This window comes from Bradyrhizobium sp. 2TAF24, assembly GCF_052115025.1.
In the GTDB taxonomy this organism is placed as follows: domain Bacteria; phylum Pseudomonadota; class Alphaproteobacteria; order Rhizobiales; family Xanthobacteraceae; genus Bradyrhizobium_A.
Genome location: NZ_JBFRFW010000003.1, coordinates 323982 through 350261, shown reverse-complemented (window position 1 = coordinate 350261; position 26280 = coordinate 323982). Strand labels below are relative to the sequence as shown.

Below are 26280 nucleotides of genomic sequence, written 5' to 3'. Positions count from 1 at the left end.
GCCTGCGTCTTGCGCAGGGCGGTTCCGGCGCGTCTGTCGGCCATGACGGAACCCGGTCCGCCGCCCGTGCGTTGCCCCCCTGCTTCCGCAGAGGAGTGCATCGTCACGGACGATGACATCAACAACCATCTGCGCGATCCCCGCTACCTCGATCTCGCCGCGGCGATCGCGCTTCTGGCGCTGGTGGCGGTGGCGCTGGTCGTGACCAATCGCGGTTTTGTGATCGTGCCGATCCGGACAGCCGAAAGCGAACAGCCGGCCCACTGGTGAGATCGAGACAGGGAGCCGTCCGATGACCCAGGATCCCGGACCGCCCAACCTCGGCAATGCCCATCTGACCATCATGGCCTTCGCCATCCTGATGGTGGCGATTGTCGCGCTCGCGCTCATCACCACGCTGAACCGCGTCGAGGTGCGGACCGCCTCTACTGAACAGCCGCCCGGCGTGACCGGGCTCGCCCGTCCGCATCCGCCGCTGCAGCGCGGCCCGAGCGAACCGACCCGCGACCCTCGGGAGTAAGAAGGCGTCGTCGCGGGGCGCCGTCGGGAGTCGCGGTGTTGCTTGCTGGCGGCTGTCGTCGTCTCCTAAGGTGCGGCCTCACAAGCGGCCGTGAGTCGGTCGGCGGTCCCCGAGGTCCTGTGTGAAACTGCTTCTCACCCACACGCCGCAGGCGCGCCGGCAGTACTATGGCGAGCCGGCGCTCGCGGCGTTGCGCGCGTTCGCGGAGGTGCGCCTGCACGAGGGCGAGCAGCCGCTCGATCCGGCGGGATTGATCGCCGCGGCCGACGGTGTCGACCTCATTGTCGCGGACCGCGCCACCGCGATCCCCGCCATGTCCTTCCAGCAGTTGCCGGCGCTGCGCGCCGTGCTGCGTGTCGCGGTGGATATCCGCAACATCGATGTCGCGGCCGCGAGCGCCGCCGGCGTGCTGGTGACGCGGGCCAATCCCGGCTTCATGACCGCGGTGGCCGAGCTTGCCGTTGGCTTCCTGGTCGATCTGTCGCGCGGCATCTCGCGCGCCACCGCGGACTATCAGGCCGGCCGGTCCCCGGAGGTCCGCATGGGCCGCGAGCTCGCCGGCGCCACCGCAGGCCTGATCGGCTATGGCGCGATCGCGCGCCGCCTGGCGCCGCTGCTCCGCGCACTCGGCCTGCGCGTGCTTGTCACCGATCCCTACGCGCGGATCGACGATCCTGCGGTCGCGCACGTCGCGCTGGCCGAGTTGCTGGCGCGCTCGGACTATGTGATCTGCCTCGCGGTCGCCACGCCCGAGACCGCCAACATGATCGACGCGGCGGCGCTGGCGCGGATGCGCCCCGAGGCCTGCCTCGTCAACCTGTCACGCGGCGAACTGGTGGATGAAACAGCGCTCGCCGCGGCGCTGCGCGAGGGACGCATCGCGGGTGCGGCGATGGATGTTGGCCGCGCACCCGACCAGATGCCGTCGCCCGTGCTCGCCGCCTGCCCGAACGTGATCGCGACGCCCCATATCGGCGGGCTGACACCGCAGGCCGCCGAGGCGCAGGCGTTCGACACCGTGCGGCAGGTCGAGGCGATCCTGCGCGGTGCAATTCCCGACGGCGCGGTCAATGCGGCCGCATGGTCGCGCGCGCCCGCCGCGCGGGCGTGACCGCGCGGACCAGGAGCGCACCAACCTAGCCGAAATGCGTGCCGGTTTCGGCCGGACTGAGGCGGATCAGCCGGGAGTCCTCCACCGCGGCCTGGCGATGCTTCACCGCCTCGCGGTAGACCGGATCGCGCAGCATCTCGATGAAGGCTTCCGCGCTGGGATACTGGGCGATGAACACCTCGTCCCAGCGCTCCTCGGCCGGCCCGATCAGGGTGAACTGGAAGGTGCCGCGCCAGACGATGCTGCCGCCGAGCCGCTTGAACACCGGGCCGCTGTCGAGGCCATAAGCGGCGTAGGCTTCGGCGCCAGTGGCCTTGCGGCCGTCGGGATAGGCGGCTTCAGTGCGGAAGCGCACCAGGTTGAGCATATGAATCGGCCCCGTGCGTGGCAGCTCCCTGAACAGTTGATAGCGTTCCTTGGTCGGGTCGATATGGCCGCTCATCGTGCTGGTCTCCCGGTTCGTATTGTTGTTGCCCACCGATCCTAGCGTGGCGACCGACGAATTTCCCGCTATCTCTTCGGTGCCCGTCCCGCTATCGTGCCGCCGCTGACGAGCCTTGGGAGCTGGTGGATGTCCGTATCTCTGAAAACCCTGTCGCTTGCCGTGTCCGTGGCGTGCCTGGCTGCCGCGTCGGTCTCGGTGGCGGTCGCCGCGGATGATATCCGCCTGAGCAGCAACCAGCGTATCTCCTGCGGCCGCGGCCTCAGCGCCGGCAAGCTGCAGACCTCGACCTGCCGCTCCTTTGCCTACATCTTCAACACCAGGACATCGGAATATTTCCGCTGCGCGGCTTCGATCATCGTCACCAAGGACAACAAGGATTTCATCCAGATCCAGACCGAGGGCGGCAACTGCCAGAAGAAGGAGCGGATCTTCACGACCGATTCCAGCTACTCCTTCGACGGCGCCGAGACCGAAGGCCCCAACACCAACTCGTTCTTCGGCCCGGGCGGCTATGTGATGTGGGCCAGCGACAACACCAAGCTGGCGGCGAAAGCGTGCTTCACGGTTGCCATCGGCGGCAACCAGCCGGACGTGCAGCGCTGCATCGACATGAAGTTCGAATAACCTTCCGCTGAACCATCGCTCTCTGAAGTCGTGCGGTGACGTGCGCTGGTTGCAGCGCTCCCGCCAATCTGCTGCCGGCGCGCGTGCGGCGTCCTGCCGCAGACCGTGCATATGTCAACCAGGTGGCCTCTTCCGCTAGGCTTGCGCCCCGTGACTGGGGAGCAAAATCACATGCCATCGAAATGGCTCGCCGCGACGGCGGCCGCCGTGCTGCTGATGTCGGCGCAGGCCGCGTCCGCGCAGCAGTTCATCAACGTGCTGACCGGCGGCACCTCCGGCGTCTACTATCCGCTCGGCGTCGCGATCGGAAAGATCTTCGGCGACAAGATCCCGAACGTGAAGACGCAGGTGCAGGCGACCAAGGCGTCGGTCGAGAACGTCATTCTGATCGAGCGCGGCGGTGGCGAGATCGCCTTCACCCTCGGCGACACGCTGAAGGCGGCATGGGATGGCGACGAGGAGGCGGGTTTCAAGGCCAAGCTCGGCAAGCTGCGCACCATCGCGGCGATCTACCCCAACTACATCCAGCTCGTCGCCACCGCCGACAGCGGCATCAAGACCCTCGCCGACATCAAGGGCCGCAGTCTTTCGGTCGGCGCGCCGAAATCAGGCACTGAGCTGAATTCGCGCGCGATCCTCGCCGCCGCCGGCATGAGCTACAAGACGCTTGGCAAGGTCGAATATCTGCCGTTCGCCGAATCGGTCGACCTGATGAAGAATCGCCAGCTCGACGCCACGCTGCAGTCGGCGGGCCTCGGCGTCGCTTCGCTGCGCGACCTCAGCAACTCGACCGCGATCAACGTGGTGGCGATCCCCAAGGAGACGGTCGAGAAGATCGGCCCGCCGTTCGTCGCCGTGACCATCCCGGCCAAGACCTACACCGGCCAGGACAGCGACGTGCCGTCCGCCGCGGTGATCAACTATCTCGTCACCAGCTCGGCGGTGTCCGACGATCTCGTCTACCAGATGACCAAGATCATTTTCGAAGGGCTGCCCGAGCTTGCCAACGCCCATGTCGCCGGCAAGGAGATCAAGCTCGAGACCGCCGCGAGCGGCAGCCCGGTGCCGCTGCACCCCGGCGCGATCCGCTACTACAAGGAAAAGGGCGTCCTCAAGTAGGGGCGCCCATGACGCCCGCGTCAGCGGGCAGACTGACCGCCGCGCCCCGGCAACGGGGCGCGGCGCTTTCAGGGCAGGGGATATTCTAGTGCCGCCGATCTGAAGTTCCTGCACCACTGGCCGCAAGCTCCTCCCAGGACCTTCAGATCGAAAAGCGGCACTAGAATCATAGACCTACCGGTGCCCCTCTTGCATCCGAAGTTCGTGCAGGAGTGCGCCGCGATGTATCACGAACTTCGGATGCGGGGCACTGAGATGGCGGACGCGCATGCACCGGCCGGGCCGGTGAAGGTCGAGCTGGACAATTTCGAGCACGGCTTTCCCGACGGCTTCGGCCCGACCTGGTGGGGGCGGCTCGCCTATGCCATCGGCATCGCCTTCGCCGTCTTCCAGCTGGTGATCGCCGCCTGGAACGTGCTGCCGAGCCAGGTGGTGCGCGGCGTTCATGTCGGCTTCCTGCTGCTGCTGACCTTTGGCCTGATCGGCAACTACACGGCGAAGAGCAATGCCGGGCGCGCCGCCGGCTGGCTGGTGGGGGCGGTCGGCTTCTTCTGCGGCCTCTACCAGTGGCTGTTCTACAAGGAGTTGATCCTGCGCGACGGCGATCCGTCGCAGCTCGATCTCGTCGTCGGCTCGTTGCTGGTGATCCTGATCTTCGAGGCGACGCGGCGGATGATGGGCCTCGCGCTGCCGCTGATGTGCGGCGCGTGCCTGTTGTACTGGTTCTTCGGCCAGTACCTGCCGTCGCCGCTCAACCACCGTGGCTACGGCTTCGACCAGATCATCGGCCACCTGTCCTACGGCACCGAGGGCTTCTATGGCGTGCCGATCTATGTCTCGGCGACCTACATCTTCCTGTTCATCCTGTTCGGCTCGTTCCTGGAGCGCGCCGGCATGATTCAGCTGTTCAACGATGTCTCGCTGGGCCTGTTCGGGGGCACCCGCGGCGGCCCGGCCAAGGTCGCGGTGTTCTCCTCCGGCATGATGGGCACGATTTCGGGCTCGGGCGTCGCCAATGTCGTGACGGTCGGCCAGTTCACCATTCCGCTGATGATCCGTTTCGGCTATCGCCGCGCCTTCGCCGCCGGCGTCGAGGCCACCGCCTCCATGGGCGGCCAGATCATGCCGCCGGTGATGGGCGCGGTCGCCTTCATCATGGCCGAGACGCTCGGCGTCGAATACGCCGTCATCGTCAAGGCCGCGGTGATCCCGGCGATCCTGTATTTCGCCTCGGCGTTCTGGATGGTGCATCTCGAAGCCGGCAAGCATGGCCTCGAGGGCATGAAGCGCTCGGAGATGCCGAGCGTGCTGAAGGCGCTCCGCGACAAGTGGTTCCTGGTGCTGCCGCTGGCGGCGCTGGTCTACATGCTGTTCGAGGGCTTCACCCCGCTCTATGCCGGCACCATGGGGCTGTCGCTCACCGTCGGCCTGATCCTCGGCGCCAGCATCGCGCTCGGGCTGCCCGGCCAGCTGCTGCGCAGCATCTTCTGGGTTGGGCTCGCGCTCGTCGTTGGCGCACTGCTGCGGCAGGGGCTCGACATCCGCCTTGTCGCCGGAGTGATCGGCGCGCTGGTGCTGGCCTGCCTGGTGACGAAGGGCGGCCGCGCCACGCTCGCGTCCTGCCGCGATTCGCTTGCCGACAGCTCCAAGGCGGCGCTCACGGTCGGCATCGCCTGCGCCATTGTCGGCACCATCATCGGCATGATGACCCAGACCGGGGTCGGCACCATTTTCGGCAGCTGGGTGATCGGGCTCGGCGACAAGAGCCTGTTCCTGGCGCTGGTGCTGACCATGATCCTGTCGATCCTGCTCGGCACCGGCATCCCGACCATCCCGACCTACATCATCACCGCGGCGCTGGCGGCGCCGGCGCTCGCCAAGCTCGGCGTGCCGCTGATCGTCAGCCATATGTTCGCGTTCTACTACGGCATCATGGCCGATCTCTCGCCGCCGGTGGCGCTGGCTGCGCTGGCCGCGGCGCCGATCGCCAAGGAAAATCCCGACAAGATCGGCTGGGAGGCGATGCGCATCGCGCTCGCAGGCTACGTCATCCCGTTCATCGCGGTGTATTCGCCGGCGCTGATGCTGCAGGACGGCGACCCGATGGCGCTGCAGCTCGGCTTCTACGGCGCGGTGGTCTACGCCACCGTCAAGGCGCTGGCGGCGATCGGCTTGTTCGGCATCGTGGCAATCGGCTTCCTGTTCACTCGCCTGTCGGTGCTGGAACGCGTCGTGGCTTTTGCTGCCGCGATCTGCCTGTTCGGCGAGTTCGCCTACAGTGACGCCGTCGGCTATGTGATCGGCGCGCTGGTCGTCGCCTGGCAGTGGCGCAAGCGCGAGAGCGCCGAGCCGGTCGCGGCCTGAGGGGGCGGCATTGGGTCTCTGCCTCGCCGCCGCCGGTGTCACCGCGGTGCTGCAGGTCTCCGTCTTCACGCTGGTGTGGACGCATTCGGTCGAGAAGGTCGACTGGCAGGAGGACTGGCGGATCGACGGCGGCGCGCTGCGCCTCGTCGCGGCGCGGGTGAAAGGCTCCGGCGCCGGCATGGAGCCGCCGCCGGAGGCGCATCTGGTTGACGGCTGGTGGCGCTGGGCGCCGCAAGTCGCGGCTCTACCGGAACTGGTGCTGGGCAATTCCGGGGCGGCGGGCGAATGGCGGATCTGCACCGGCGGCAGTTGCCGGGCCCTGCCGGACATCCTGGGCCACCCGGTCGGCATGGGCACCGCGGTGGTTCGGGCCTGCGCCACCGCAGCCTCCCCTTGAGGGGGAGAGCGGGTTCCAGGCCCGGGATAAAAAAAGCAGAAAAAATTCGCGGCGCTGTCGATCCGGCCAAGGCCCGTTCGACTGATTGCTGAGCTATCCTGCTCGTCAACCATGGAGCGACCCCATGCAGTACCTGTTGCTGATCTATCAGAATGAAGCCGAGAACGCGGCGCGTCCGGAAGCGGAAATGGCCGCCACCACCGCCGAGTACGGCACCTTCACGCAAGGCATCATCCAGAGCGGCCATTTCAAGGGCGGCGAGCGCCTGCGGCCCTCCGCCATGGCGACCACGGTTCGGGTCCGCAATGGCAAGACGCTGACGACCGACGGGCCGTTCGCCGAGGCCCGCGAGCAGCTCGGCGGCTACTACATGGTCGAGGCCAAGGATCTCGATGAGGCCAGCGCGATTGCGGCGCGCATTCCCGGCGCGCGAACCGGCGCCATCGAGGTGCGGCCGATCTGGCCGGTGATGTGAAGCAGGCGGCTTGCGTGAGCGCTCATCCGATCGAGCGCGTGTTCCGTGATGAGGCGGGCAGGGTCCTCGCGACCCTGATCCGCCTCGTCGGCGATTTCGAACTGGCCGAGGAGGGTCTGCAGGAAGCGTTCGCCGCCGCCCTGCAGCAATGGTCGCAAGACGGGGTGCCGTCCAACGCGCGCGCCTGGCTGGTCAATGTCGGGCGCCACAAGGCGATCGATCGTGTGCGCCGCCGCGTCGCCTATCGCGAGAAGCAACGCCAGCTCGAGATCGAGGCGGCCATCGCCAGTGAAGCCGCGCCGGAGGACAGCGACGGCGTGCTCGACGACGATATGCTCCGCCTGATCTTCACCTGCTGCCATCCGGCGCTCAATCTGGAAACCCAGGTGGCGCTGACCTTGCGCGCGGTGTGCGGCCTGACCACGGACGCGGTCGCCCGCGCGTTCCTGGTCAGCGAGGAAACGATGGCGCAGCGGCTGGTGCGCGCCAAGACCAAGATCCGTGTCGCCAGAATTCCGTATCAGACGCCTGAGGCCGATCAGCTCGGCGAGCGGCTCGATGGCGTGCTGGCGGTGGTCTATCAGGTGTTCACCGAAGGCTACGCGCCGACCACGGGCGATGACCTCACCCGCGCCGATCTCTGCGGTGAGGCGATCCGGCTCGGCCGGCTGCTCAGGACATTGATGCCGCAGCGCCCGGCGGTGGCCGGACTGCTCGCCCTGATGCTGCTGCACGATGCCCGGCGCGTCACCCGCGCGTCGGCGGAGGGGGATCTGATCCAGCTGGAATCCCAGGACCGCTCGCGCTGGGATCGACATCGGATTGCCGAGGGCGCGGCGCTGGTGGACGCGGCACTGCGCGCGCCCGGGATTCCCAGCGTCTATGCGGTGCAGGCGGCGATTGCCGCGCTGCATGCCCAGGCGGACAATTTTGCGGCCACCGACTGGCCGCAGATCGTCGGCCTCTATGAGGTGCTGCTGCGGCTCAATCCGTCGCCGGTGGTCGCGCTCAATCACGCCGCCGCGGTGTCGATGGTGGACGGCCCGCAGAAGGCGCTCAATCTCGTCGATGCGCTGGCCGCGCGCGAACCGCTCGCCGGCTACCACCTGCTGCCGGCGGTGCGCGCCGACCTGCTGCGCCGGCTCGGACGTCGCGATGCGGCGCGCGATGCCTATCGCGCGGCGCTCGCTCTCGTCCGGCTGGAACCCGAGCGGCGCTGGCTGGCGAGGCGCTTGGCTGAGCTCGAGGCGGGTGGAGGATAGCAGCGCTAACCGCCTCTTGAACCGGTGGGCGTCCGCGGGCGACAATCCGGTTGCACGGCAGGGAGCGGAGCGCGGAATGAGGTCGATCGCTGCGGTTTACCGATGGGGGGCAGTCCTCGTCGCACTCGCGGCGTTCGAGACCTGTCCGGCCCGCGCCGAGCCGCCGGCGGATGCGGTGGCCTGCGTGGATGGCAGCAAGGTGGCACCGGACGCGCTGATCGGCGGCTGCACCGCGGTCATCGATGCGCCGGCGGCATCAGACGCTGTGCGGGTCGCGGCGCTGCTGGTGCGGGCCGTCGCGTTCGACCATCTCGGCCAGACCGCGAACGCGATGGGCGATCTCGATCGCGCCATCATGCTCGACGCCACGAGTGCGCGCGCCTACCGCCTGCGCGGCGAGATGCGGAGGTACGCCGGCAGCCTGGAGCGGGCGCTGACCGACTTCGACACGGCCATCCGGCTCGATCCCAACGATGCCAAGGCGTTCGGCGGGCGCGGCAACGTCTTCAACAACATGCACCAGTTCGACCGCGCCATCACCGACTACAACGAGGCGCTTCGTCTCGACCCGGCCGATGCCCAGGCGTTGTCCGATCGTGGCGCCGCCTACTACTTCAAGGGCGACCTTGCCGCCGCGGTGCAGGACTATGATGCGGCGATCCGGTTCGATCCCTCCCGCGCCCGGACTTTCACCAATCGCGGCGCCGCCTACCAGAAACTCGGACGCAGCGATCTTGCGCTCGCCGATCAGAGCGAGGCGATCCGCATCGATCCGACGGTGCCGGAATATTTCGACAACCGCGGTCTGTCCTATGCCGGCCAGCGTGACTACGACAAGGCGATCGCCGATTACAATGAGGCGATCCGGCTTCGGCCGAAGGCCAGTTTCCTGACCAACAGGGCGGACGCCTACCAGTTCAAGGATGATCTCGATCGCGCGCTGGCGGACTATGATGCTGCGTTGCGGCTCGATCCGGCCTTCGTGCTCGCCCTCGCCAACCGCGGCGTCGTGTGGCGCAAAAAGGGTGATCGCGTGCGCGCGCTGGCGGATTTCGACGCCGCGCTGCGAATCAATCCGCAGCTTGCGGCGACGGTCGCCAACCGCAAATCGCTGGCGCTGGAGATCGAGCGGATCGGCGCCCGGATGCCGCTGCAGGGGGCGGCCAGGACGGCGGATCAGGCTGCTGCCGTGGCCGCGACCGTGGGAACGGCACCTGCGACACGGCCAGCGTTCGATTGCGCCACGGCGCGCCGCGCGGTGGAGAAGGTGATCTGTGCCGATGCCGGACTGAGCCGGCTCGACCGCGATCTCGACGTCACCTATGCGCGGGCAGTGAAGGCCGCCGACGAGCGCACGGCGGCGGCGCTGCGCAGGGCGCAACGCGATTTCATCGCGGCGCGCAACGCGTCGTTCGGCAAGCCGAACTACGATGTCCGCCTCGCCATGGAGAAGCGGCTCGCGGAATTGCGTGCGATCGCGCCGGAGAATTGACGCGCGGTGTACGCGGCTTTCCAATGGCGCACAGCCACCATGCTACCCGTCCGGCGCCCTTAACGTTGACCGGTTAGGTTAAGATCGGAACGACGTTGACGATGCCGCCCCCCGCTTCTCAAGTGTCGCCATGGGCACTGGCGACGATAGCTACGGGATGGATGCGCAGGGACGTCGCGTGCTGGTCGGCCTCGACTTCGCCGAGACCGCGGAGTTTGTCCGCCTGGAGGCGGCCATCGCCGAACCCGGAGCATTCGTCAGCCTGAACGCCGACGAGTGGCGCTCTCCGGCGGAACGGCGCTGGCTGGCGCTCTACGAGAAACACCTCGCCGCGCTGCGGCTGCGTCGCTGCGGCCCGCCGCGCTGACCCCGCGTTTCGCGAGGCACGGAACGGGCCTGCGCTGGCGGATTACGGCTCATACCAATGGCCATGTCCTTTCGGCTTGAACTGACGTCGGTTCCCGTGACAATGGCGGCCAAAATCAGGCTCCGCCGCGGGGCCGCGCGAACGAGCCTTCGGGAGGAAACGCCATGACTACCAGCCGCTATCACGAGGTCTATGCGCGCGCGATGCGCGATCCCCAGGGGTTCTGGGGCGAGGCCGCCCGCGACATCGACTGGTTCGAGTTTCCCAACACCATCTTCGATCCCGATCAAGGGGTCTATGGCCGCTGGTTTCCCGACGGCGTGCTCAACACCTGCCACAACGCGCTCGACCGTCAGGTCGCGAACGGCCGGGCAAACCAGCTGGCATTGATCCACGATTCGCCGCTCGCCAGCACGGTGTCGACCTTGACCTATGGCGAGATGCTGGAGGAGGTGAAGACGCTAGCCGCGGTGCTGCAGGATTTTGGCGTCGCCAAGGGCGACCGCGTGCTGCTGTACATGCCGATGGTGCCGGAGGCGATGGTGGCGATGCTCGCCTGCGCGCGCATCGGCGCGGTGCATTCGGTGGTGTTCGGCGGCTTCGCCGCCAAGGAGCTGGCGACCCGCATTGACGACGCGCAGCCCAAACTGATCCTGTCGGCGAGCTGTGGCCTCGAGCCTGGCCGCATCGTCAAATACAAGCCGCTGCTCGACGAGGCGATCGCGCTCGCCAACACCAAGCCCGCCGCCTGCCTGATCCTGCAGCGCCCGCAGGAGCGCTGTGATCTCGTCGCCGGTCGCGACCACGACTGGGCCGAGCTGCGCCGCGCGGCGCTGGCCGCCGGCAAGGCCGCGCCCTGCGTGCCGGTGAAGGCGACCGATCCGCTCTACATCCTCTACACCTCCGGCACCACCGGCGTGCCCAAGGGCGTGGTGCGCGACAATGGCGGCCATGCGGTGGCGCTGAAGTGGTCGATGGAGAACCTCTATGGCGTGAAGCCGGGTGAGGTGTGGTGGTGCGGCTCCGACATCGGCTGGGTGGTGGGGCACAGCTACATCGTCTATGCGCCGCTGTTCCATGGCGCGACCTCGATCATGTACGAGGGCAAGCCGGTCGGCACCCCCGACGCCGGCGCGTTCTGGCGGGTGATCGCCGAGCACAAGGCGGTGGCGTTGTTCACCGCGCCGACCGCGTTCCGCGCCATCAAGAAGGACGATCCGGACGGCACGTTCATCCGCAACTACGATCTGTCGCGGTTCCGCACCCTGTTCCTCGCCGGCGAACGCGCCGATCCGCCGACGGTGGAATGGGCGGAGGCCCAGCTCAAGGTGCCGGTGGTCGATCACTGGTGGCAGACGGAGACCGGCTGGTGCATCGCCGGCAACCCGGTCGGGCTCGGGCTGCTGCCGGTCAAGCACGGCTCCCCCACGGTGCCGATGCCGGGTTATCAGGTCGACGTGGTCGACGAGGCGGCCAAGCCCGTTGCCGCCAACACCATGGGCTCGATCGTGATCAAGCTGCCGATGCCGCCCGGCTGCCTGCCGACGCTGTGGCAGCAGGACGAGCGCTTCTGCGAAGCCTACCTCACTGAGTTTCCCGGCTACTACAAGACTTCCGACGCCGGCTACAAGGACGCCGACGGCTATGTGTTCGTGATGGGTCGCACCGACGACATCATCAATGTCGCCGGTCATCGTCTCTCCACCGGCGGCATGGAGGAGGTGCTGGCCTCCCATCCGGACGTCGCCGAATGCGCCGTGCTCGGCGTCAAGGACGCCCTCAAGGGCGAGGTGCCCTGTGGCTTCCTGGTGCTGAAGGCCGGCGTGTCCAGGCCGCCCATGGAGATCGAACGCGAGGTTATCGCGCTGGTGCGCGAACGCATCGGGCCGGTGGCGGCGTTCAAGCTTGCGATCACCGTCGGCCGGCTGCCGAAGACGCGCTCGGGCAAGATCCTGCGCGGCACCATGAAGAAGATCGCCGACGGCGACAGCTGGACCATGCCGGCGACCATCGACGATCCCGCAGTTCTCGGCGAGATCGGCCAGGCGTTGAAGGGCAAGGGGATCGGTGGCTAGGTCTGGCCGTGTCACCAAGGGGCTCCGGCGGCGCGAACCGCGGCCGGCCGCCTTTACAAATCCATGATTTTGGTTCGAAAGTCGGCGCGCCCGCCGACCCTTGATACCGACCCTGCCATGGATTCGACATGACCCGACCCAGCCGCCTCATCCTGCTCGCCGCCGCCCTGACCGGGATCCTGCTCGGCGGCTGCGCGCAGCAGCAGGAAGACCGGCCGCAGGCCGCCGCCGCTGTTCCCGACGACGACGCCTACTGCCAGTCCCGCGGCTTCAAGCCCGGTTCGGACGGCTATGTCGCCTGCCGCAGGGATCGTGACCATGTCGTGACCCTGCAGGCGCAGCAGGGCAAGCGCGACCTGCGCAAGATCCAGGACTACATGATGGACAATAAATAACAGTGAGCGGCGGTGCCGCCGCTTGCCGTGCCGGCCGTCCTGTGCTTCCCACCCTCCATGCCCCGTCGCCGTTCGGCGTCCGGGTCCACAACCGGAACGACTGATAAAACGGGGCAACATGATGTTTGAACTGGCAACGCTGCGGCGGGCGGTGGCGGCCTCGCTGGTCGGCCTGGTGATGGCCCTCGGCGCCGGCAGCGTCAGTGCCGAGGAAGCCGATAACGTGCTGTCGCGCGAGAAAGTGCTGCGCGATCCCGAGATCCCCGCCATGGGCAATCCCGAAGGCGACATCACCATCGTCGAATGGTTCGACTACCAGTGCCCGTACTGCAAGAAGCTGGCGCCGGAACTGGCTGAGGTGGTCAAGGCGGACGGCAAGGTCCGCCTGGTGATGAAGGAGTGGCCGATCCTCGGTCCGCCGTCGGGCCTCGCCTCCCGTCTCGTGCTGGCGACGCGCTACCAGAACAAGTATGACGCGAGCCACAAGGCGCTGATGACGACCAAGGGCCGGCTCACCGAAACGACCCTGCGCGAGACGCTGGCGAAGGCCGGCGTCGACGTCGCCAAGGCCGAGGCCGACATGCTGGCCCACAAGGACGACATCGAGGCGCTGCTCAAGCGCAACAATGACCAGGCCGAGGCGTTCGGCTTCAATTCGACGCCGTCGTTCATCATCGGCACCTTCCGTGTGCCGGGCGTGCTCGATGCCGCGATGTTCAAGCGGGCGATCGCCGATGCGCGGGCGATGGCGAAGCAGCAGCCGAAGGCGAAATAAAGGCGAGCGGGGCCGTGTTCTCCGTCGTGCCGCCGGCAGGCAGATCCAGCGAACCAAATAAAAACGTCCTCACCCGGAGGGTGAGGACGTCGTCAGCGAAGCCTCTCTGGCAGCCTGGGATCCCGGTACATCCGCGGTGATCCCGATGTGGCCGCCGGATCAGGAGAGGCTGAGATTCTCGGCGCTGACCTTGCCGCGCATCTTGTCGGTCTTGAGCTCGTACGAGACCTTCTGACCTTCGTTCAGCGTGCTCAGGCCGGCGCGTTCAACCGCGCTGATATGAACGAACACGTCCTTCGAGCCATCGCTCGGCTCGATGAAGCCGAAGCCCTTCTGCGTGTTGAACCACTTCACAGTTCCAGTCGACATGTGTCTTCTCCAAGGCGCGAATATGCGCATGCTGCCCGCATGAATGTCATGCGGGTTCCATCCGATTTGCAGCGATGTCTTGGGAAAAGAGCCCTCAAATGGGCGCGCTCAACAAGGCAGAGCTCGTAGTCGAATGCGGACCATATAGGCGATATGGACCGAAAAAGCAAGACGCGCGAATCACCTGCGCGCCGCAAGGCGGTTCCTGTCGTGAATGAGAGATCTGCGGAGCGAGAGACCTTCAGGCCACGGCTTCGGCGCTGCGCCGGCGTGCCTTCACCGTCGGCCGCTCGACGAAGCCGGCACATGCATGGCCATCTCGGCCACGCGCCGCGTTTGCCGTACGACGTCGGGCACGCCCATCAGTTCGCCGAAGGTGCCGCGCGCCAGCGGCCCTGCGACCAGCAGGCGCGGTTGTGCCGCACCATCGGCGTCGATCGCCCGGCTGTTGTCGTCGACCGCCATTCCAAGGCCATGGATGTCGGGCCGAGCGAGACCGTCCTGCAGCATCTGCCGCAGCAGCATGTCGTCGCGGAACAGGCTGCCATGGGCAGGGCCGGTCGCAAGCACGATGCGGTCCACCGCCAGCAGGCGCGGCGCTGCGCCGTGGCGGGGCTGCAGCGTGACGTCGAGGTGATCGCCGCAATCGCGCACGCCGCGAAGTGAAGCCGCCTCGATGCTCAGTGCACCGTCATGCAGGCGGCGCTCCAGCACGTCGTGCACCTGTGGTGCAAGGCGGAAGCGGTGCGTGTCCCAAAACGGCCGCAGATGCTGCAGCAGGCGCTGGCGCTCGTTGACCGGCAGGGATCGCCAGATGTCGCTGCCTTGCAGGCGAACCTGATCCAGCACCGCGTGCCAGGACAGGCCTTCGGCGGTGGCGCACGCGAGGGTCGCCCGGATGCGGCGCAGCAGCGCGAGCGCGGTCGCCGGCGGCGGTGACAGGAAGTCGCCATAAGGCTCCGCCGGCTGCGTGGTGTGGGGCTTGGAGCGCTGGCCGCGGCGCGAGATCGCCGTCAGTGCGCCGCGATGGCCGCGCCGCTCCAGCGTTGCCACGATATCGGCCATGGTCAGCCCGGTGCCGACGATCAGCAGCCGTTCGTCGGGCGCGATGGCGTCGAATGCGCCCGTTGCCCACGGATTGGCGACGAGGCGCGGCGTGCCGGCGAGGGACGTGAGCGCTGCGGGAATGGTCGGCGGCGGATGGCAGATCGCCAGCACCACGGTGTCGGCGACCACGGTGCCGCCATCGGCGCACGCGACGTGATAGCGGCCATCGACGCGCCTGACCGTGGTCGCGCGGGTGCGCCGATGCACGAGGCCGGCGATCGCCGACAGTTGGCCGCTGACATAGCTGCCATAGGCATGGCGGCTGGGAAACAGCCGGCCATCCGGCAACAACGCCCCGGGATCGGTGCGCACGATGTCGCGGGCAGTCAGCCAGCGGACGAAATGCTCGGGGTCGTCGGGATCGGTCTCCATCCGCGACGCCGGCACGTTGATGCGGTGGGCTGGATCTTCGCTGCTGTAGGCGAGGCCGCGGCCGATCGCGTCGCGCGGCTCGATCACGACGATGTCGAAGGCGCCCGGCGCCAGCCGGTTCAGCGCCAGCGCCACGTTGGCGCCGGAGACGCCGCCGCCGATGATCGCGACGGCCGCGCGCGCCGCCGATGGATGCTGTGTCATGCTGGCACTGCGCCGCGCACTGCTGTCACGGCGCTTTGGGTGTCCAGATTCTCACCGCCGCGGTGTCGAGTTTGCGCGGGATCAGGCCTTCGCTGAAGAAGGCGTCGGCGATCTTCTGCTGTTCGGACAGTTTGTCCGGCGTCACCGCGCCGACGCCGTAGCTGCGATGGCCATTGGCGGTCTCGACCGTTGCCGCGTCGATGCCCCAGAGATCGGCCAGGAGCTTCGCCGCCTCCTTCGGATGTGCCTTCACCCATGCGCCGGTGTCCCGCAGCTTTGCGTACACGACGTTTAGCACGTCGTCGCGGCGATCCGTGAAGGTTTCGGAGGCGAGATAGTAGCGCTTGTAGCTCGCGAGCCCGCCGCTGCCATCGGTGAGCACGCGTGCGCCGGACTGCTGCTGCGCGCTGGTGAGAAACGGATCCCACGCCACCCAGGCCGCGACCTTGTCGGTGACGAAGGCGGCGCGGCCGTCGGCCGGCGCAAGATAGGCCGGGGTGATGTCCTTGAAGGTGAGGCTGGCCTTGCCAAGCGCGGCGAGCAGCAGGTAGTGGCTGCCCGCGCCCTTGGTGACGGCGACCGTCTTGCCCTTGAGATCGGCAAGCGATGCGATCGGCGAATTCCCGGCGACGAGGATGGCCTGCGCCGCGGGCGAGGCGCTTTCCTCCGCCACATAGACCAGCTTCGAGCCCGCGGCCTGCGCGAAGATCGGCACGGTGTCGGCGACGTCGGCGCCGAAATCGAGGTTGCCGACGCCGAGCGATTCCAGCAGCGGCAGGCCGCTCGAGAACTCGTGCCACGACACCTTGACCCCGAGCGGCGCGAGCGCCTTCTCGAGCTCGCCATTGGCGCGCAGGATCGCGATCAGTGTCGAGGATTTCTGCAGGCCGATGCGGATCTGATCGGCGGGCTTGGCGCTGTCGGCGAAAGCAGCGGTGTGCGAAGCGCCAAAGAGAAGCAACCAGACGGCGAGAAGAGTACGGGCATAGCGGATGATCATGGCCGCAACTCTAAGTGACGCCTGCGAGACTGAGTTGCCATTTTGGGCCGAGCCGCGGGCAGGTTTGTCCTGTGCGGGCGCGCGTTGCTGGAAAATGCGCCCCTCGCGGTATTTTGGGCGGGGAAGAGCCGCTGCGAGCACCGTTTGCACGGCGACTGCGCAGGTGCTGAAATCGCCGGATATGTGCGTAGGATACGCGCGTTGCCGGCTGTTCACTGCTTGAAAGAAATTGATCGCTGCGGCAAAAACCGCAGTCGTTGTATTGCTTTGTGGCTTGGGTGCATTGCAGCGTCAACTGTTTCTGGATAAGCGAAGAACAGCAATAAATCCGCCATTTCCAGCGTCAGACGACGAAAGCCGGTTCCGCGATGAATGCGCCTTGGCCCCGACAGACGGGGGTGCCTGTGGAGACTGCGACCCGCCAGATCGCGGCGGGCATCGAGATCGAAGGGGTCGGCAAGACCTATGCGGCGCGCGGCGACAGCGCGGCGGTGGTGGCGCTGCGCGACATCAATCTCGTGGTGCCCGATGGCGCCATCGTCGGGGTCATCGGCCGCAGCGGCGCCGGCAAGTCGTCGCTGATCCGCCTCATCAACGGCCTGGAACGGCCGACGAACGGTCGCGTCGTGGTCAACGGCACCGACATCACCGCGCTCGACGAGCGTGGGCTGCGCGCCGCGCGCCGTTCGATCGGCATGATCTTCCAGCACTTCAACCTGCTGTCGTCGCGCACCGCGTTCGACAACATCGCGCTGCCGCTGGAGATCGCCGGCGTCGCCAAGCGCGACATCGCCAAGACCGTGCTGCCGCTGCTCGACATGGTTGGCCTAGCCGACAAGCGTGATCGCTATCCGTCGGAGCTGTCGGGCGGTCAGAAGCAGCGCGTCGGCATTGCCCGTGCGCTCGCCACCAGTCCGAAAGTGCTGCTGTCGGACGAGGCGACTTCGGCGCTCGATCCCGAAACCACCGACCAGATTCTCGCGCTGCTCAAGCGGATCAACAAGGACCTCAACCTCACCATCCTGTTCATCACCCACGAGATGGCGGTGGTGAAGGCGCTCGCCGATCGCGTCGCCGTGCTGGAGCAGGGACGCATCGTTGAAGAAGGCGCGACCTTCGAGGTGTTCGCCTCGCCGCGCCACGAGGTGACGCAACGTTTCGTCGGCTCGGTCACCGGCAGTCATGTGCCGGAATGGCTGCAGGACCAGCTCGTCGCGGAGCGGCCGGCCACAGGCGGCCAGGCCGTGCTGCGGCTGTCGTTCCGCGGCCATGAGGCAAGCCAGCCGCTGCTGTCGCAGCTTACCCGCCAATTCGATGTCGATGTGAATATCCTACATGGCCAGGTCGAGATGATCTCGGGTCATCCGTTCGGCACCCTGATCGTCGCCATTCCCGCCTTGCCCGAGCAGGTGACGCAGATCGCCGCCCAGCTCGCGGCCGGCGGCAACACCGTGGAGCAGCTCGGCTATGTCGCCTGAACTTCTGGCCATGATCGGCTGGTCGACCCTCGACACCTTGCGCATGGTGGCGCTGGCCGGCCTGTTCGGCACGCTCATCGGCCTGCCGCTCGGCATCTTTCTCGCCACCAGCCGCGCCGGCGAGCTGTTGCCCGCGCCGGTCGCCAACCGCCTCGTCGGCCTCGTGGTCAACGCCACCCGTTCGACGCCGTTCATCATCCTGGTGGTCGCGATCGTGCCGCTGACACGGCTGATCGCAGGCACCTCGATCGGCACCGCGGCGGCCACCGTGCCGCTGACCATCGCGGCGGTGCCGTTCATTGCCCGAGTCGTCGAAGCCGCGGTGCGCGAGGTCGACCAGGGCCTGATCGAGGCGGCGCGCGCGTTCGGCGCCAGCCCGCTGCAGATCGTGCGCAAGGTGCTGCTGCCCGAAGCGCTGCCGGCGGTCACGCTGGCGCTGACCCTCACCCTCGTCAGCCTGATCGGCTACTCCGCCATGGTCGGCGCGGTGGGCGGTGGCGGCCTCGGCGACCTCGGCATCCGCTATGGCTACCAGCGCTTCATGCCCGACGTCATGCTCGTCGTGGTGCTGGTGCTGATCGCGCTGGTGCAGGGCGTGCAGAGCATCGGCGACACTCTCGCGCGCCGGCTCGACAAGCGCTCCCGCCGTTCTTGATCTCCGTCACGAGGACCTGCCAATCATGCGTATCGTCACCGCAACCGTTGTCGCGCTCGCCGCGCTGATCGGCGTCGCCAAGGCCGAGACCATCCGTGTCGGCGTCACCGCCGGCCCCCATGCCGAAGTGTTGGACGTGGTGCGCAAGGTCGCCGCCGAGCGCGGCCTCGACATCAAGGTGATCGAGTTCACCGACTATGTCATTCCCAACCAGGCGCTGGCGCAGAAGGACATCGAAGCGAACTCGTTCCAGCACGAGCCGTACCTCAAGAACCAGATCTCCAAGACCAACTGGAAGATCGTCAAGGTCGCCACCACCATCGCCTCGCCCCAGGGCGTCTATTCGATCAAGGTCAAGAAGCTCGCCGACCTGCCGCAGGGCGCCACCGTCGCGATCGCCAACGATCCCACCAACGGCGCGCGCGGCCTGCAGATCCTGGCGCTGCACGGGTTGATCAAGCTCAAGGATGGTGTCGGCGTCACCGCGACGATCGCCGACATCATCGACAACCCGAAGAAGCTGCGCTTCGTCGAGCTTGACGCGGCACAGCTGCCGCGTTCGCTGCAGGATGTCGACCTCGTCTCCATCAACAACAACTATGCGGTGCAGGCGGGCCTTGATCCGGCCAAGGACGCTCTGGCGCGCGAGAGTGCGGAAGGCCCATGGGTGAACATCCTGGCGGTGCGCGAGGAAGACAAGGACAAGCCCTGGGTCAAGGAGCTGATCGCGGCCTATCATTCCGAGCCGGTCCGCCAGTTCCTCGACACCCGCTTCAAGGGCAGCTACATCGCCACCTGGTGAGCGGACGAAACTCATAAGGATCATGCCATGACGCGCAGATATCTCATCCAGTCGATTGCTGCCGGTGCGCTGGCGATCGGCCTGCTCGGCGCCGCCGCTGCGGCTTCGGCACAGGACCGCAAGACCATCAAGATCGGCGTCACGCCCGGACCGCATGCGCAGATCATGGAGGCGGTGAAGCCGATCGCGGCGCAGAAGGGCCTCGACATCCAGATCATCGAGTTCTCCGACTATGTCGTGCCCAACGCAGCGCTGGAGGCCGGCGAACTGCAGGCCAACTCGTTCCAGCACAAGCCGTATCTCGACAACCAGAAGGCCGATCGCGGCTACAGGATCGAGGCGGTGGGCTACACCGTGAACTTTCCGATCGGGCTCTATTCGAAGAAATACAAGAGCTGGGATGCGGTGCCGCAGAGCGCGTCGCTCGCGATTCCGAACGATCCGACCAATGGCGGGCGCGTGCTGTTGCTGTTGCAGGACAAGGGCGTGCTGAAGCTCAAGGACGGCGTCGGCTTCAAGCCGAGCGTCGCCGACATCGTCGACAATCCCAAGAAGCTCAAGATCACCGAGATCGATGCGGCGCAGACCCCACGCACCCTCGACGACGTCGATGTCGCCGCCGTCAACACCAACTACGCAACGCAGGCAGGGCTCGATCCGGTGAAGGACGCGATCCTGCGCGAGGATCCCAAGGGCCCCTACGCCAATCTGATCGCGGTGCGCGCGGCCGACAAGGATCAGCCCTGGGTCAAGGCGCTGGTGGAAAGCTACCAGACGCCGCAGATCAAGGAGTTCATTCTCACCAAGTTCAAGGGCGCCGTGCTGCCGGCGTGGTGAGGCGGGCTCACGAAGCGGTCGCTTTGTCTTTCAGCATCATCACCGGGCCGCCGACGAAACGTCGAGGCCCGGTGATCCATTTTTGGGCGCACGTCTTGTCGCTCTGTCAAAGAAAATGGCCGGGACGAGCCCGGCCATCATGATATTCATCGGATGAGGGCGGCGCCCATGATGCGCGCCCGGAGACGGTGCAGTGGCGATCCCTGGGACCGCCCGCCGCTCACTCCTCGTCTTCGTCGTCGTGCTTCTTGCCGCCGATGGTCTTGAGCTTGGCGAACACCGCAGCGTCGTCGAGATCGTCCTGGCTCGCGCTGTGCTCCGGCTCGGCGTCCTTGCGGGTGGTCTCGGAGGCCGGCAGCAGGGTAGCGCCGCCGTACTGCTCGACCGCGGGCTTCTCCTTGGCGGCGCGCTGGACCTCGAAGTCGAGGTCGATCTGTGAGCACAGGCCGAGGGTCACCGGGTCCATCGGGGTCAGCGTCGACGCGTTCCAGTGGGTGCGGTCGCGCACGCTCTGGATCGTGGTCTTGGTGGTGCCGACAAGGCGCATGATCTGCGCGTCCTTGAGTTCCGGATGGCTGCGCAGCAGCCACAGGATGGCGCTCGGGCGCTCGTGGCGGCGCGACACCGGGGTGTAGCGCGGGCCCTTCTTCTTTTTCACCTCCGGCAGGCGAACCTTGGATTCGGCGAGCTTGAGGCGGTAGTCCGGATCCTTCTCACCCTTCTCGATCTCCTCGCGGGTGAGCTGACCGGACGAGATCGGGTCCATGCCCTTGATGCCCTGGGCCGCGTCGCCGTCGGCGATGGCGTGGATCTCCAGCACGTGCATCTTGCAGAAGTCGGCGACCTGATCGAACGACAGGGCGGTATTGTCGACGAGCCACACGGCAGTCGCTTTCGGCATCAGCGGGGCGTTGCTCATGGCAAATCTCCTTCGTGCTTCGCCCAGCGGTCTTGGGGGCGAAACCATTGGTCATCAGCGATGACGGGAATTGGCGCTTATATAGTCCCTCGGAGGGCAAAATTGCAATGGTTTGCGTGTCTGCGAGCCGGTTTCCCGGGCCGATCGGCCTTGACACGGACACAAGAGCGGCCCAATTCCGTACTAGCCATTTCCGGCCAGATTCCGGGATAAAAATGCCCTCTCAGCCAGCCAAACCGACCCTCAAGGTCTACCTTTGTTCTCCTCGCGGCTTCTGCGCCGGCGTGGTCAGGGCCATCGATACGGTGGAACGGGCACTCGCGCTGTATGGCGCCCCGGTTTATGTCCGGCACGAGATCGTTCACAACCGCTATGTGGTGGAGAGCCTGCGGGCCAAGGGCGCGATCTTCGTCGAGGAGCTCGAGGAAATTCCGGATACCGACGCGCCTGTGGTGTTCTCAGCCCATGGCGTGCCCAAGGCAGTTCCCAGCGAGGCGGAGAAGCGGAATTTCTTTTCACTGGACGCCACCTGCCCGCTGGTCACCAAGGTGCACCGCGAGGCTGAAATCCATTTCAAGCGCGGCCGCGAGATCATCCTGATCGGCCATGCCGGCCATCCCGAGGTGGTGGGCACGCTCGGCCAGCTGCCGGCCGGCGCCGTGTCGCTGATCGAGACCGTCGAGGACGTCGCCGCGTTCGAGCCGAAGGACGAGTCCAAGCTCGCCTACATCACCCAGACCACGCTCTCGATCGACGACACCGCCGAGATCGTCGCGGCGCTGAAGGCGCGCTTCCCCGGCGTCGCCGGCCCGCACAAGGAAGACATCTGCTACGCCACCACCAACCGCCAGCTCGCGGTCAAGAAGGTGGCGCATCTCGTCGACGCCATGGTCGTCGTCGGCTCGCCGAACTCGTCCAACTCGCAGCGCCTGCGTGAGGTCGCCGAGCGTGAGGGCTGTCCGCGCGCGGTGCTGGTGCAGCGCGCCGCGGAGCTCGACTGGAGCATGTTCGACGGCATCACCCGTCTCGGCATCACCGCCGGCGCGTCCGCGCCCGAGGTGATCGTCGAGGAGATCATGGGCGCGTTCGCCGAGCACTACCAGCTGAGCGTCGAGACCGTGACCGCGGCGGAAGAGACCGAGTTCTTCCCGCTGCCGCGTCCGCTGCGGCAAGCCACCGCCGTCGAGTAAATCTTCATGGCGGTCTACACGGACGTGTCCGCCGAGGAGCTCGCGGAGTTCCTGTCGCGCTACGACATCGGCGATCTGCTGTCCTACAAGGGCATCGCCGAGGGCGTCGAGAACTCGAACTTCCTGCTGCACACCTCACGCGGTTATTTCATCCTGACGCTGTACGAGAAGCGGGTCGACGCGCGCGACCTGCCGTTCTTCCTCGGCCTCATGACCCATCTCGCCGGTCACGGCCTGCGCTGCATGCAGCCGGTGCTGACGCGGGGCGGGGAGGCGCTGGGCACGCTGGCCGGCCGTCCAGCGGCGATCATCGATTTCGTCGAGGGCGTGTGGCCGCGCCGGCCGAACGTGCAGCACTGCGCCGCTGTCGGCGGCGCGCTTGCGCAAATGCATCTGGCGGGCGCCGACTTCACCATGACGCGGCCGAACGCACTGTCGCTGGCGGGCTGGCGGCCGTTGTTCGCTGCCGTGGAGTCGCGGGCCGACGAGCTGCAGGCCGGCGCGCGGGCGCTGCTGGCCAGGGAGCTCGACGATCTCGAGCACGCCTGGCCGCGGACGCTGCCGACCGGCGTGATCCATGCCGACCTGTTTCCCGATAATGTGCTGTTCCTCGGCGAGCAGCTCTCGGGCCTGATCGACTTCTATTTCGCCTGCAACGATATCCTCGCCTATGACGTCGCGATCTGCCTCAACGCCTGGTGCTTCGAGATCGATCACTCCTTCAACGTCACCAAGGCGCGTGCCTTCCTCAACGGCTACAACCGTGTGCGGCCGCTGTCTGCAGCGGAGCAGAACGCGCTGCCGTTGCTCGCGCGGGGGGCGGCCATGCGCTTTCTGCTGACGCGCTTCGTCGACTGGCTCAACGTGCCGCCGGGTGCATTGGTCAAGCCGAAGGATCCGCAGGAATACCTGCGCAAGCTGCGCTTCCATCAGGGCGTCAACAGCATCGGCGACTACGGCATCGAGACGGGAGCGGGCGCATGAGCGATACGGCGCGGCCGCATGTGACGATTTTCACCGACGGCGCCTGCTCGGGCAATCCCGGGCCGGGCGGCTGGGGCGTGCTGCTGCGCTACGGCGAGCAGGAGAAGGAATTGAAGGGCGGCGAGCGCGACACCACCAACAACCGCATGGAGTTGATGGCGGCGATCTCGGCGCTGGAGGCGCTCAAGCGTCCGGCGGTGGTCGACCTCACCACCGACAGCCAGTATGTGCGCCAGGGCATTACCAGCTGGATTCACGGCTGGAAGAAGAACGGCTGGCGCACCGCGGACAAGAAGCCGGTGAAGAATGTCGACCTGTGGCAGCGGCTGGATGCCGCGCTGAAGCAGCACGAGGTGCGCTTCCATTGGGTCAAGGGCCATGCCGGCCATGTCGAGAACGAGCGTGTCGATCAGCTCGCCCGCGAAGGGCTGGCGGCGATCCGCTGACCGCCGCCGCATCTATCAGCAGAACCTATCCTGTCATTCCGGAAGCCGCTTGAGCGGCTATCCGGAATCTCGAAGCGCAGTACCTTCTGCGGCCCGGCTTCCGGGGTCGTCGCTGGCGCGACGCCTCGGAATGACGCCTTGAGCTTGCTCAGAGCTGGCCGAGCAGGGTGTCGCCGCCCGACACCTCGACGGCGCCCGGGTTCGGCTCGACATTGAGCTTCTTCACCACGCCGTCCTCGACCAGCATCGAATAGCGCTTGGAGCGGATGCCGAGGCCGTTGCCGGAGGCGTCGAGCTCGAGGCCGATCGCCTTGGCGAAGTCGGCGTTGCCGTCGGCCAGGAATTCGGTCTTGTTGTCGAGGTCGGTGTCGCGCTTCCACGCCTTCATCACGAACACGTCGTTGACCGAGGTCACCGCGATGGTGTCGACGCCCTTCGCCTTCATGGCGTCGGCATTGAGCGTGATGCTCGGCAGGTGCATCTTGTGGCAGGTGTTGGTGAACGCGCCGGGAACGGCGAACAGAGCGACCGTCTTGCCCTTGAAGACGTCGTCGGTGGTTTTCACCTGCGGGCCTTCGCCGGTCATGATGCGGAATTTGACGTCGGGCAGGCGGTCGCCGATCTTGATGGTCATATGGAGCTCCCTGGACGCGTGGCCCGCAGTCCCGAATGGGTGATCTTGCGGGTGCGAAAAGACGCAAGTGGACGATGGGGAGGCAGTCATATCATGGCTGTCATCTGGCGCAATCACAGCGCGGTATCCCGGGCGCGCCACCCGTCACGGAGCGCAGTGCGGGTGGTTCAGTCGAGGGTGGCGTCGATCTCGTAGGCATGGCCGGCACCGACCAGGGTCAGCTTCAGCACCGCGCCCTCGGCGCGAGTGCCGGACGGCAGCCCTTCGAGCGCAAACGAGAACCGCTGCCGGCCGTCCCCGGACTTGTCGACCAGTTGCGGGGGCGGCAGCGCCCAGTCCAGGGTCGGCCCCTCGACGAACAGAGTGGTCTCGGTGTTCGCCGGGGCGGTGACGTCCACCAGCACCTTGTCGCCCTCGCGCCAGACCCCGCGCACCGCCAGCACATTGTCGTCGCCGACCCGGGCCGGCTGTGGCACGGTCTGCAGCGCGGCCATCAGTTCGGCATCCTCGGCGCTCGCGCTGCTGGTGAACGCGAGCTCGCTCCTGGCCTCGACCGGCACGCACAGCTTTTCGCAGACCGCATAGCTGATCGTGGCGCGCAACGTCACCGGCTTGTCAGGCTGCTTTGCCATGATCCGTAGCGGCAGCAGCAACTGGTGCTTGTAGCCGAACGACGTTCCCCCCGCGCCGTCCGGATACTGCATCGGTGCCGGCCACAGCACGCTCACCGACGCAACGTTGTCCGAACCGGCGAAATCGAACCGGGGCGGAACGCCGGAGTCGCCGGGCGTGCGCCAATAGGTCTTCCAGCCGTCCTGGAGCTTGAACGCAATGCCGCCGAGCAGCACACCGTCCGTGCGCGATCCGGCGACCAGCCGGACCGAGGAGTGCTGGTCCTTTACCCAGGGCGAGGCGTCCTCCGCAAAAGCAGAGGTCGCGGCGAGCCCGCCGACACAGACGGCGAGGACCGCGTGCGCCCATCGCATCCGGGGGCGGATTGGAACCGATACGACCATGTGACGTCTTTACAATCCCGAACGGCGTGAAACACTTGAATTGGTTGTGATCCAATTGCGTGGAGCGTCGTTCACGGTTGATTGACAGGGCCAGCACCCAATATCAGGATGGCCAGGAACAGAGAAAGCCCTCTGCCGATGGACAGGATCGCCAAAAGGCCGAAGGCCGGTAAGACCGGCCTTTCAGGGCCCGGAAAAGACAGCAATATCGCGCTGCCGGATGCCGATCATGCCGACCTGTCGGATGCCGCGGGCGAACACGCCCGCCGCTATCTCGATGGTCAACTCCTGATCGCCATGCCGGTGATGGAGGACGAGCGCTTTGCGCGCTCGGTGATCTATGTCTGCGCCCACTCGTCGGAAGGCGCGATGGGCATCATCCTCAACCGGCCGGCCGGCAGCATCGACTTCTCGGAGTTGCTGCTGCAGCTCGAGATCATCGACAAGGCCGGCCTCACCGTGCTGCCGGCCGATGCCGAGAACATGCAGGTGATGAAGGGCGGGCCGGTGGAGACCAGCCGCGGCTTCGTGCTGCATTCCAGCGACTTCTTCATCAAGAACGCGACGCTTCCGATCGACGACGGCGTGTGCCTGACGGCGACGCTGGACATCCTCAAGGCGATCGCCACCGGCAAGGGCCCGCGTCATGCCATCCTGGCGCTCGGCTACGCCGGCTGGGCTCCGGGCCAACTCGAGAGCGAGATCCAGGACAATGGCTGGCTGCACTGCGACGCGGATTCCGATCTGATCTTCGGCACCGACGTCGCGGACAAATATCAGCGGGCGCTGAGCAAGCTCGGCATCGATCTCGCGACGCTGTCGAGCGAAGCCGGCCACGCCTGATAT

The 26280-nt window shown here is 66.8% G+C and carries 29 protein-coding genes; 22 read left to right on the top strand and 7 right to left on the bottom strand.

Features of this window, described 5'->3' with window-relative positions; all coding sequences use genetic code 11:
- Window positions 1–9: 9 nt before the first annotated feature.
- The 3 genes from AB4Z37_RS07535 (at window position 10) to AB4Z37_RS07525 (ending at window position 1631) form a co-directional block, all read left to right on the top strand.
- On the top strand, window positions 10–270 hold the full coding sequence (locus AB4Z37_RS07535) for a hypothetical protein (RefSeq protein WP_441516079.1): 261 nt from the start codon (window positions 10–12) through the stop codon (window positions 268–270).
- 22 nt (window positions 271–292) lie between these two features.
- The gene (locus AB4Z37_RS07530; protein WP_441516078.1) at window positions 293–520 is read left to right on the top strand and encodes a hypothetical protein; all 228 of its coding nucleotides are present in this window, start codon (window positions 293–295) and stop codon (window positions 518–520) included.
- Window positions 521–641: 121 nt separating this feature from the next.
- Window positions 642–1631, top strand: a complete 990-nt coding sequence (locus AB4Z37_RS07525; protein WP_441516077.1) for an NAD(P)-dependent oxidoreductase — start codon at window positions 642–644, stop codon at window positions 1629–1631.
- A 25-nt stretch (window positions 1632–1656) separates the two neighbouring features.
- Here AB4Z37_RS07525 and AB4Z37_RS07520 read toward each other — a convergent pair whose 3' ends face one another.
- Window positions 1657–2073, bottom strand: coding sequence for a DUF1330 domain-containing protein (locus AB4Z37_RS07520; RefSeq protein WP_441516076.1), 417 nt, complete (start codon window positions 2071–2073; stop codon window positions 1657–1659).
- Between the two features lie 129 nt (window positions 2074–2202).
- Between AB4Z37_RS07520 and AB4Z37_RS07515 the strand changes: the two genes are divergently transcribed.
- The 11 genes from AB4Z37_RS07515 (at window position 2203) to AB4Z37_RS07465 (ending at window position 13421) form a co-directional block, all read left to right on the top strand.
- Window positions 2203–2700 carry a hypothetical protein gene (locus AB4Z37_RS07515; RefSeq protein WP_441516075.1) on the top strand — a complete coding sequence of 166 codons (498 nt, stop codon included), beginning with the start codon at window positions 2203–2205 and terminating at the stop codon, window positions 2698–2700.
- 171 nt (window positions 2701–2871) lie between these two features.
- Entirely contained in the window at window positions 2872–3819 is a 948-nt protein-coding gene (locus AB4Z37_RS07510; RefSeq protein WP_441516074.1) for a TAXI family TRAP transporter solute-binding subunit, read from the top strand.
- A gap of 222 nt (window positions 3820–4041) precedes the next feature.
- Window positions 4042–6183: a TRAP transporter permease gene (locus tag AB4Z37_RS07505; protein WP_441516073.1), complete on the top strand. Its 2142-nt coding sequence runs from the start codon at window positions 4042–4044 to the stop codon at window positions 6181–6183.
- A 10-nt stretch (window positions 6184–6193) separates the two neighbouring features.
- On the top strand, window positions 6194–6580 hold the full coding sequence (locus tag AB4Z37_RS07500; protein WP_441516072.1) for a DUF1850 domain-containing protein: 387 nt from the start codon (window positions 6194–6196) through the stop codon (window positions 6578–6580).
- Between the two features lie 124 nt (window positions 6581–6704).
- Window positions 6705–7055 (top strand): YciI family protein, encoded by a 351-nt coding sequence (locus AB4Z37_RS07495; RefSeq protein WP_441516071.1) that lies wholly within the window; start codon window positions 6705–6707, stop codon window positions 7053–7055.
- Window positions 7056–7069: 14 nt separating this feature from the next.
- On the top strand, window positions 7070–8317 hold the full coding sequence (locus AB4Z37_RS07490; RefSeq protein WP_441516070.1) for an RNA polymerase sigma factor: 1248 nt from the start codon (window positions 7070–7072) through the stop codon (window positions 8315–8317).
- A gap of 76 nt (window positions 8318–8393) precedes the next feature.
- Complete coding sequence (locus AB4Z37_RS07485; protein WP_441516069.1) at window positions 8394–9809, top strand: tetratricopeptide repeat protein; 1416 nt, start codon at window positions 8394–8396, stop codon at window positions 9807–9809.
- A 130-nt stretch (window positions 9810–9939) separates the two neighbouring features.
- Window positions 9940–10176 (top strand): hypothetical protein, encoded by a 237-nt coding sequence (locus AB4Z37_RS07480; RefSeq protein ID WP_441516068.1) that lies wholly within the window; start codon window positions 9940–9942, stop codon window positions 10174–10176.
- A gap of 164 nt (window positions 10177–10340) precedes the next feature.
- Entirely contained in the window at window positions 10341–12251 is a 1911-nt protein-coding gene (locus tag AB4Z37_RS07475; protein WP_441516067.1) for a propionyl-CoA synthetase, read from the top strand.
- Between the two features lie 128 nt (window positions 12252–12379).
- The gene (locus tag AB4Z37_RS07470; RefSeq protein ID WP_441516066.1) at window positions 12380–12646 is read left to right on the top strand and encodes a hypothetical protein; all 267 of its coding nucleotides are present in this window, start codon (window positions 12380–12382) and stop codon (window positions 12644–12646) included.
- Window positions 12647–12764: 118 nt separating this feature from the next.
- Window positions 12765–13421, top strand: coding sequence for a DsbA family protein (locus tag AB4Z37_RS07465; RefSeq protein WP_441516065.1), 657 nt, complete (start codon window positions 12765–12767; stop codon window positions 13419–13421).
- Window positions 13422–13580: 159 nt separating this feature from the next.
- Here AB4Z37_RS07465 and AB4Z37_RS07460 read toward each other — a convergent pair whose 3' ends face one another.
- From AB4Z37_RS07460 to AB4Z37_RS07450, 3 genes are all read right to left on the bottom strand, one after another.
- Window positions 13581–13790, bottom strand: coding sequence for a cold-shock protein (locus AB4Z37_RS07460; protein ID WP_441516064.1), 210 nt, complete (start codon window positions 13788–13790; stop codon window positions 13581–13583).
- Window positions 13791–14066: 276 nt separating this feature from the next.
- The gene (locus tag AB4Z37_RS07455; RefSeq protein WP_441516063.1) at window positions 14067–15473 is read right to left on the bottom strand and encodes an FAD/NAD(P)-binding protein; all 1407 of its coding nucleotides are present in this window, start codon (window positions 15471–15473) and stop codon (window positions 14067–14069) included.
- 25 nt (window positions 15474–15498) lie between these two features.
- Window positions 15499–16473 (bottom strand): aliphatic sulfonate ABC transporter substrate-binding protein, encoded by a 975-nt coding sequence (locus AB4Z37_RS07450; RefSeq protein WP_441516062.1) that lies wholly within the window; start codon window positions 16471–16473, stop codon window positions 15499–15501.
- A 368-nt stretch (window positions 16474–16841) separates the two neighbouring features.
- Here AB4Z37_RS07450 and AB4Z37_RS07445 point away from each other — a divergent pair, with 368 nt between their 5' ends.
- From AB4Z37_RS07445 to AB4Z37_RS07430, 4 genes are read left to right on the top strand one after another with little or no spacing between them, the layout of a single operon-like run.
- A complete protein-coding gene (locus AB4Z37_RS07445) occupies window positions 16842–17951 on the top strand; it encodes a methionine ABC transporter ATP-binding protein (protein WP_441516061.1) in 1110 nt (369 codons plus the stop codon).
- Complete coding sequence (locus AB4Z37_RS07440; protein ID WP_441516060.1) at window positions 17941–18606, top strand: methionine ABC transporter permease; 666 nt, start codon at window positions 17941–17943, stop codon at window positions 18604–18606. The genes AB4Z37_RS07445 and AB4Z37_RS07440 overlap by 11 nt, the downstream gene beginning before the upstream one ends.
- 25 nt (window positions 18607–18631) lie before the next feature.
- A complete protein-coding gene (locus tag AB4Z37_RS07435; RefSeq protein WP_441516059.1) occupies window positions 18632–19408 on the top strand; it encodes a MetQ/NlpA family ABC transporter substrate-binding protein in 777 nt (258 codons plus the stop codon).
- 27 nt (window positions 19409–19435) lie between these two features.
- Window positions 19436–20245 carry a MetQ/NlpA family ABC transporter substrate-binding protein gene (locus AB4Z37_RS07430; protein WP_441516058.1) on the top strand — a complete coding sequence of 270 codons (810 nt, stop codon included), beginning with the start codon at window positions 19436–19438 and terminating at the stop codon, window positions 20243–20245.
- A 220-nt stretch (window positions 20246–20465) separates the two neighbouring features.
- On the opposite strand, the gene AB4Z37_RS07425 is transcribed toward AB4Z37_RS07430, so the two are convergent.
- Complete coding sequence (locus tag AB4Z37_RS07425) at window positions 20466–21164, bottom strand: DUF1013 domain-containing protein (protein ID WP_441516057.1); 699 nt, start codon at window positions 21162–21164, stop codon at window positions 20466–20468.
- A 215-nt stretch (window positions 21165–21379) separates the two neighbouring features.
- Here AB4Z37_RS07425 and ispH point away from each other — a divergent pair, with 215 nt between their 5' ends.
- Genes ispH through rnhA form a run of 3 tightly spaced genes read left to right on the top strand, consistent with a single transcriptional unit; the run spans window position 21380 to window position 23784 of the window.
- Window positions 21380–22354, top strand: coding sequence for a 4-hydroxy-3-methylbut-2-enyl diphosphate reductase (gene ispH, locus AB4Z37_RS07420; RefSeq protein ID WP_441516056.1), 975 nt, complete (start codon window positions 21380–21382; stop codon window positions 22352–22354).
- Between the two features lie 6 nt (window positions 22355–22360).
- Complete coding sequence (locus AB4Z37_RS07415) at window positions 22361–23338, top strand: homoserine kinase (protein WP_441516055.1); 978 nt, start codon at window positions 22361–22363, stop codon at window positions 23336–23338.
- Window positions 23335–23784, top strand: coding sequence for a ribonuclease HI (gene rnhA / locus AB4Z37_RS07410; protein WP_441516054.1), 450 nt, complete (start codon window positions 23335–23337; stop codon window positions 23782–23784). Before AB4Z37_RS07415 ends, rnhA begins: the two co-directional genes overlap by 4 nt.
- Before the next feature lie 148 nt (window positions 23785–23932).
- Here the strand turns inward: rnhA and AB4Z37_RS07405 are convergent, their stop codons facing one another.
- Together AB4Z37_RS07405 and AB4Z37_RS07400 are read right to left on the bottom strand one after the other, a co-directional pair.
- The gene (locus tag AB4Z37_RS07405) at window positions 23933–24418 is read right to left on the bottom strand and encodes a peroxiredoxin (RefSeq protein WP_441516053.1); all 486 of its coding nucleotides are present in this window, start codon (window positions 24416–24418) and stop codon (window positions 23933–23935) included.
- A 167-nt stretch (window positions 24419–24585) separates the two neighbouring features.
- On the bottom strand, window positions 24586–25434 hold the full coding sequence (locus AB4Z37_RS07400) for a protein-disulfide reductase DsbD domain-containing protein (protein WP_441516052.1): 849 nt from the start codon (window positions 25432–25434) through the stop codon (window positions 24586–24588).
- Window positions 25435–25572: 138 nt separating this feature from the next.
- Here AB4Z37_RS07400 and AB4Z37_RS07395 point away from each other — a divergent pair, with 138 nt between their 5' ends.
- Window positions 25573–26277, top strand: a complete 705-nt coding sequence (locus tag AB4Z37_RS07395) for a YqgE/AlgH family protein (protein ID WP_441516051.1) — start codon at window positions 25573–25575, stop codon at window positions 26275–26277.
- The last annotated feature ends 3 nt before the right edge of the window (window positions 26278–26280 follow it).

Bases quoted from the DNA above. Each gene is read 5' to 3' on its own strand.
- AB4Z37_RS07530 (WP_441516078.1), top strand. From the start codon at position 293: ATGACCCAGGATCCCGGACCGCCCAACCTCGGCAATGCCCATCTGACC.
- AB4Z37_RS07520 (WP_441516076.1), bottom strand. From the start codon at position 2,073: ATGAGCGGCCATATCGACCCGACCAAGGAACGCTATCAACTGTTCAGG.
- AB4Z37_RS07515 (WP_441516075.1), top strand. From the start codon at position 2,203: ATGTCCGTATCTCTGAAAACCCTGTCGCTTGCCGTGTCCGTGGCGTGC.
- AB4Z37_RS07510 (WP_441516074.1), top strand. From the start codon at position 2,872: ATGCCATCGAAATGGCTCGCCGCGACGGCGGCCGCCGTGCTGCTGATG.
- AB4Z37_RS07505 (WP_441516073.1), top strand. From the start codon at position 4,042: ATGTATCACGAACTTCGGATGCGGGGCACTGAGATGGCGGACGCGCAT.
- AB4Z37_RS07495 (WP_441516071.1), top strand. From the start codon at position 6,705: ATGCAGTACCTGTTGCTGATCTATCAGAATGAAGCCGAGAACGCGGCG.
- AB4Z37_RS07485 (WP_441516069.1), top strand. From the start codon at position 8,394: ATGAGGTCGATCGCTGCGGTTTACCGATGGGGGGCAGTCCTCGTCGCA.
- AB4Z37_RS07480 (WP_441516068.1), top strand. From the start codon at position 9,940: ATGGGCACTGGCGACGATAGCTACGGGATGGATGCGCAGGGACGTCGC.
- AB4Z37_RS07475 (WP_441516067.1), top strand. From the start codon at position 10,341: ATGACTACCAGCCGCTATCACGAGGTCTATGCGCGCGCGATGCGCGAT.
- AB4Z37_RS07470 (WP_441516066.1), top strand. From the start codon at position 12,380: ATGACCCGACCCAGCCGCCTCATCCTGCTCGCCGCCGCCCTGACCGGG.
- AB4Z37_RS07465 (WP_441516065.1), top strand. From the start codon at position 12,765: ATGATGTTTGAACTGGCAACGCTGCGGCGGGCGGTGGCGGCCTCGCTG.
- AB4Z37_RS07460 (WP_441516064.1), bottom strand. From the start codon at position 13,790: ATGTCGACTGGAACTGTGAAGTGGTTCAACACGCAGAAGGGCTTCGGC.
- AB4Z37_RS07455 (WP_441516063.1), bottom strand. From the start codon at position 15,473: ATGACACAGCATCCATCGGCGGCGCGCGCGGCCGTCGCGATCATCGGC.
- AB4Z37_RS07450 (WP_441516062.1), bottom strand. From the start codon at position 16,473: ATGATCATCCGCTATGCCCGTACTCTTCTCGCCGTCTGGTTGCTTCTC.
- AB4Z37_RS07445 (WP_441516061.1), top strand. From the start codon at position 16,842: ATGAATGCGCCTTGGCCCCGACAGACGGGGGTGCCTGTGGAGACTGCG.
- AB4Z37_RS07440 (WP_441516060.1), top strand. From the start codon at position 17,941: ATGTCGCCTGAACTTCTGGCCATGATCGGCTGGTCGACCCTCGACACC.
- AB4Z37_RS07435 (WP_441516059.1), top strand. From the start codon at position 18,632: ATGCGTATCGTCACCGCAACCGTTGTCGCGCTCGCCGCGCTGATCGGC.
- AB4Z37_RS07430 (WP_441516058.1), top strand. From the start codon at position 19,436: ATGACGCGCAGATATCTCATCCAGTCGATTGCTGCCGGTGCGCTGGCG.
- AB4Z37_RS07425 (WP_441516057.1), bottom strand. From the start codon at position 21,164: ATGAGCAACGCCCCGCTGATGCCGAAAGCGACTGCCGTGTGGCTCGTC.
- ispH (WP_441516056.1), top strand. From the start codon at position 21,380: ATGCCCTCTCAGCCAGCCAAACCGACCCTCAAGGTCTACCTTTGTTCT.
- AB4Z37_RS07415 (WP_441516055.1), top strand. From the start codon at position 22,361: ATGGCGGTCTACACGGACGTGTCCGCCGAGGAGCTCGCGGAGTTCCTG.
- rnhA (WP_441516054.1), top strand. From the start codon at position 23,335: ATGAGCGATACGGCGCGGCCGCATGTGACGATTTTCACCGACGGCGCC.
- AB4Z37_RS07405 (WP_441516053.1), bottom strand. From the start codon at position 24,418: ATGACCATCAAGATCGGCGACCGCCTGCCCGACGTCAAATTCCGCATC.
- AB4Z37_RS07400 (WP_441516052.1), bottom strand. From the start codon at position 25,434: ATGGTCGTATCGGTTCCAATCCGCCCCCGGATGCGATGGGCGCACGCG.
- AB4Z37_RS07395 (WP_441516051.1), top strand. From the start codon at position 25,573: ATGGACAGGATCGCCAAAAGGCCGAAGGCCGGTAAGACCGGCCTTTCA.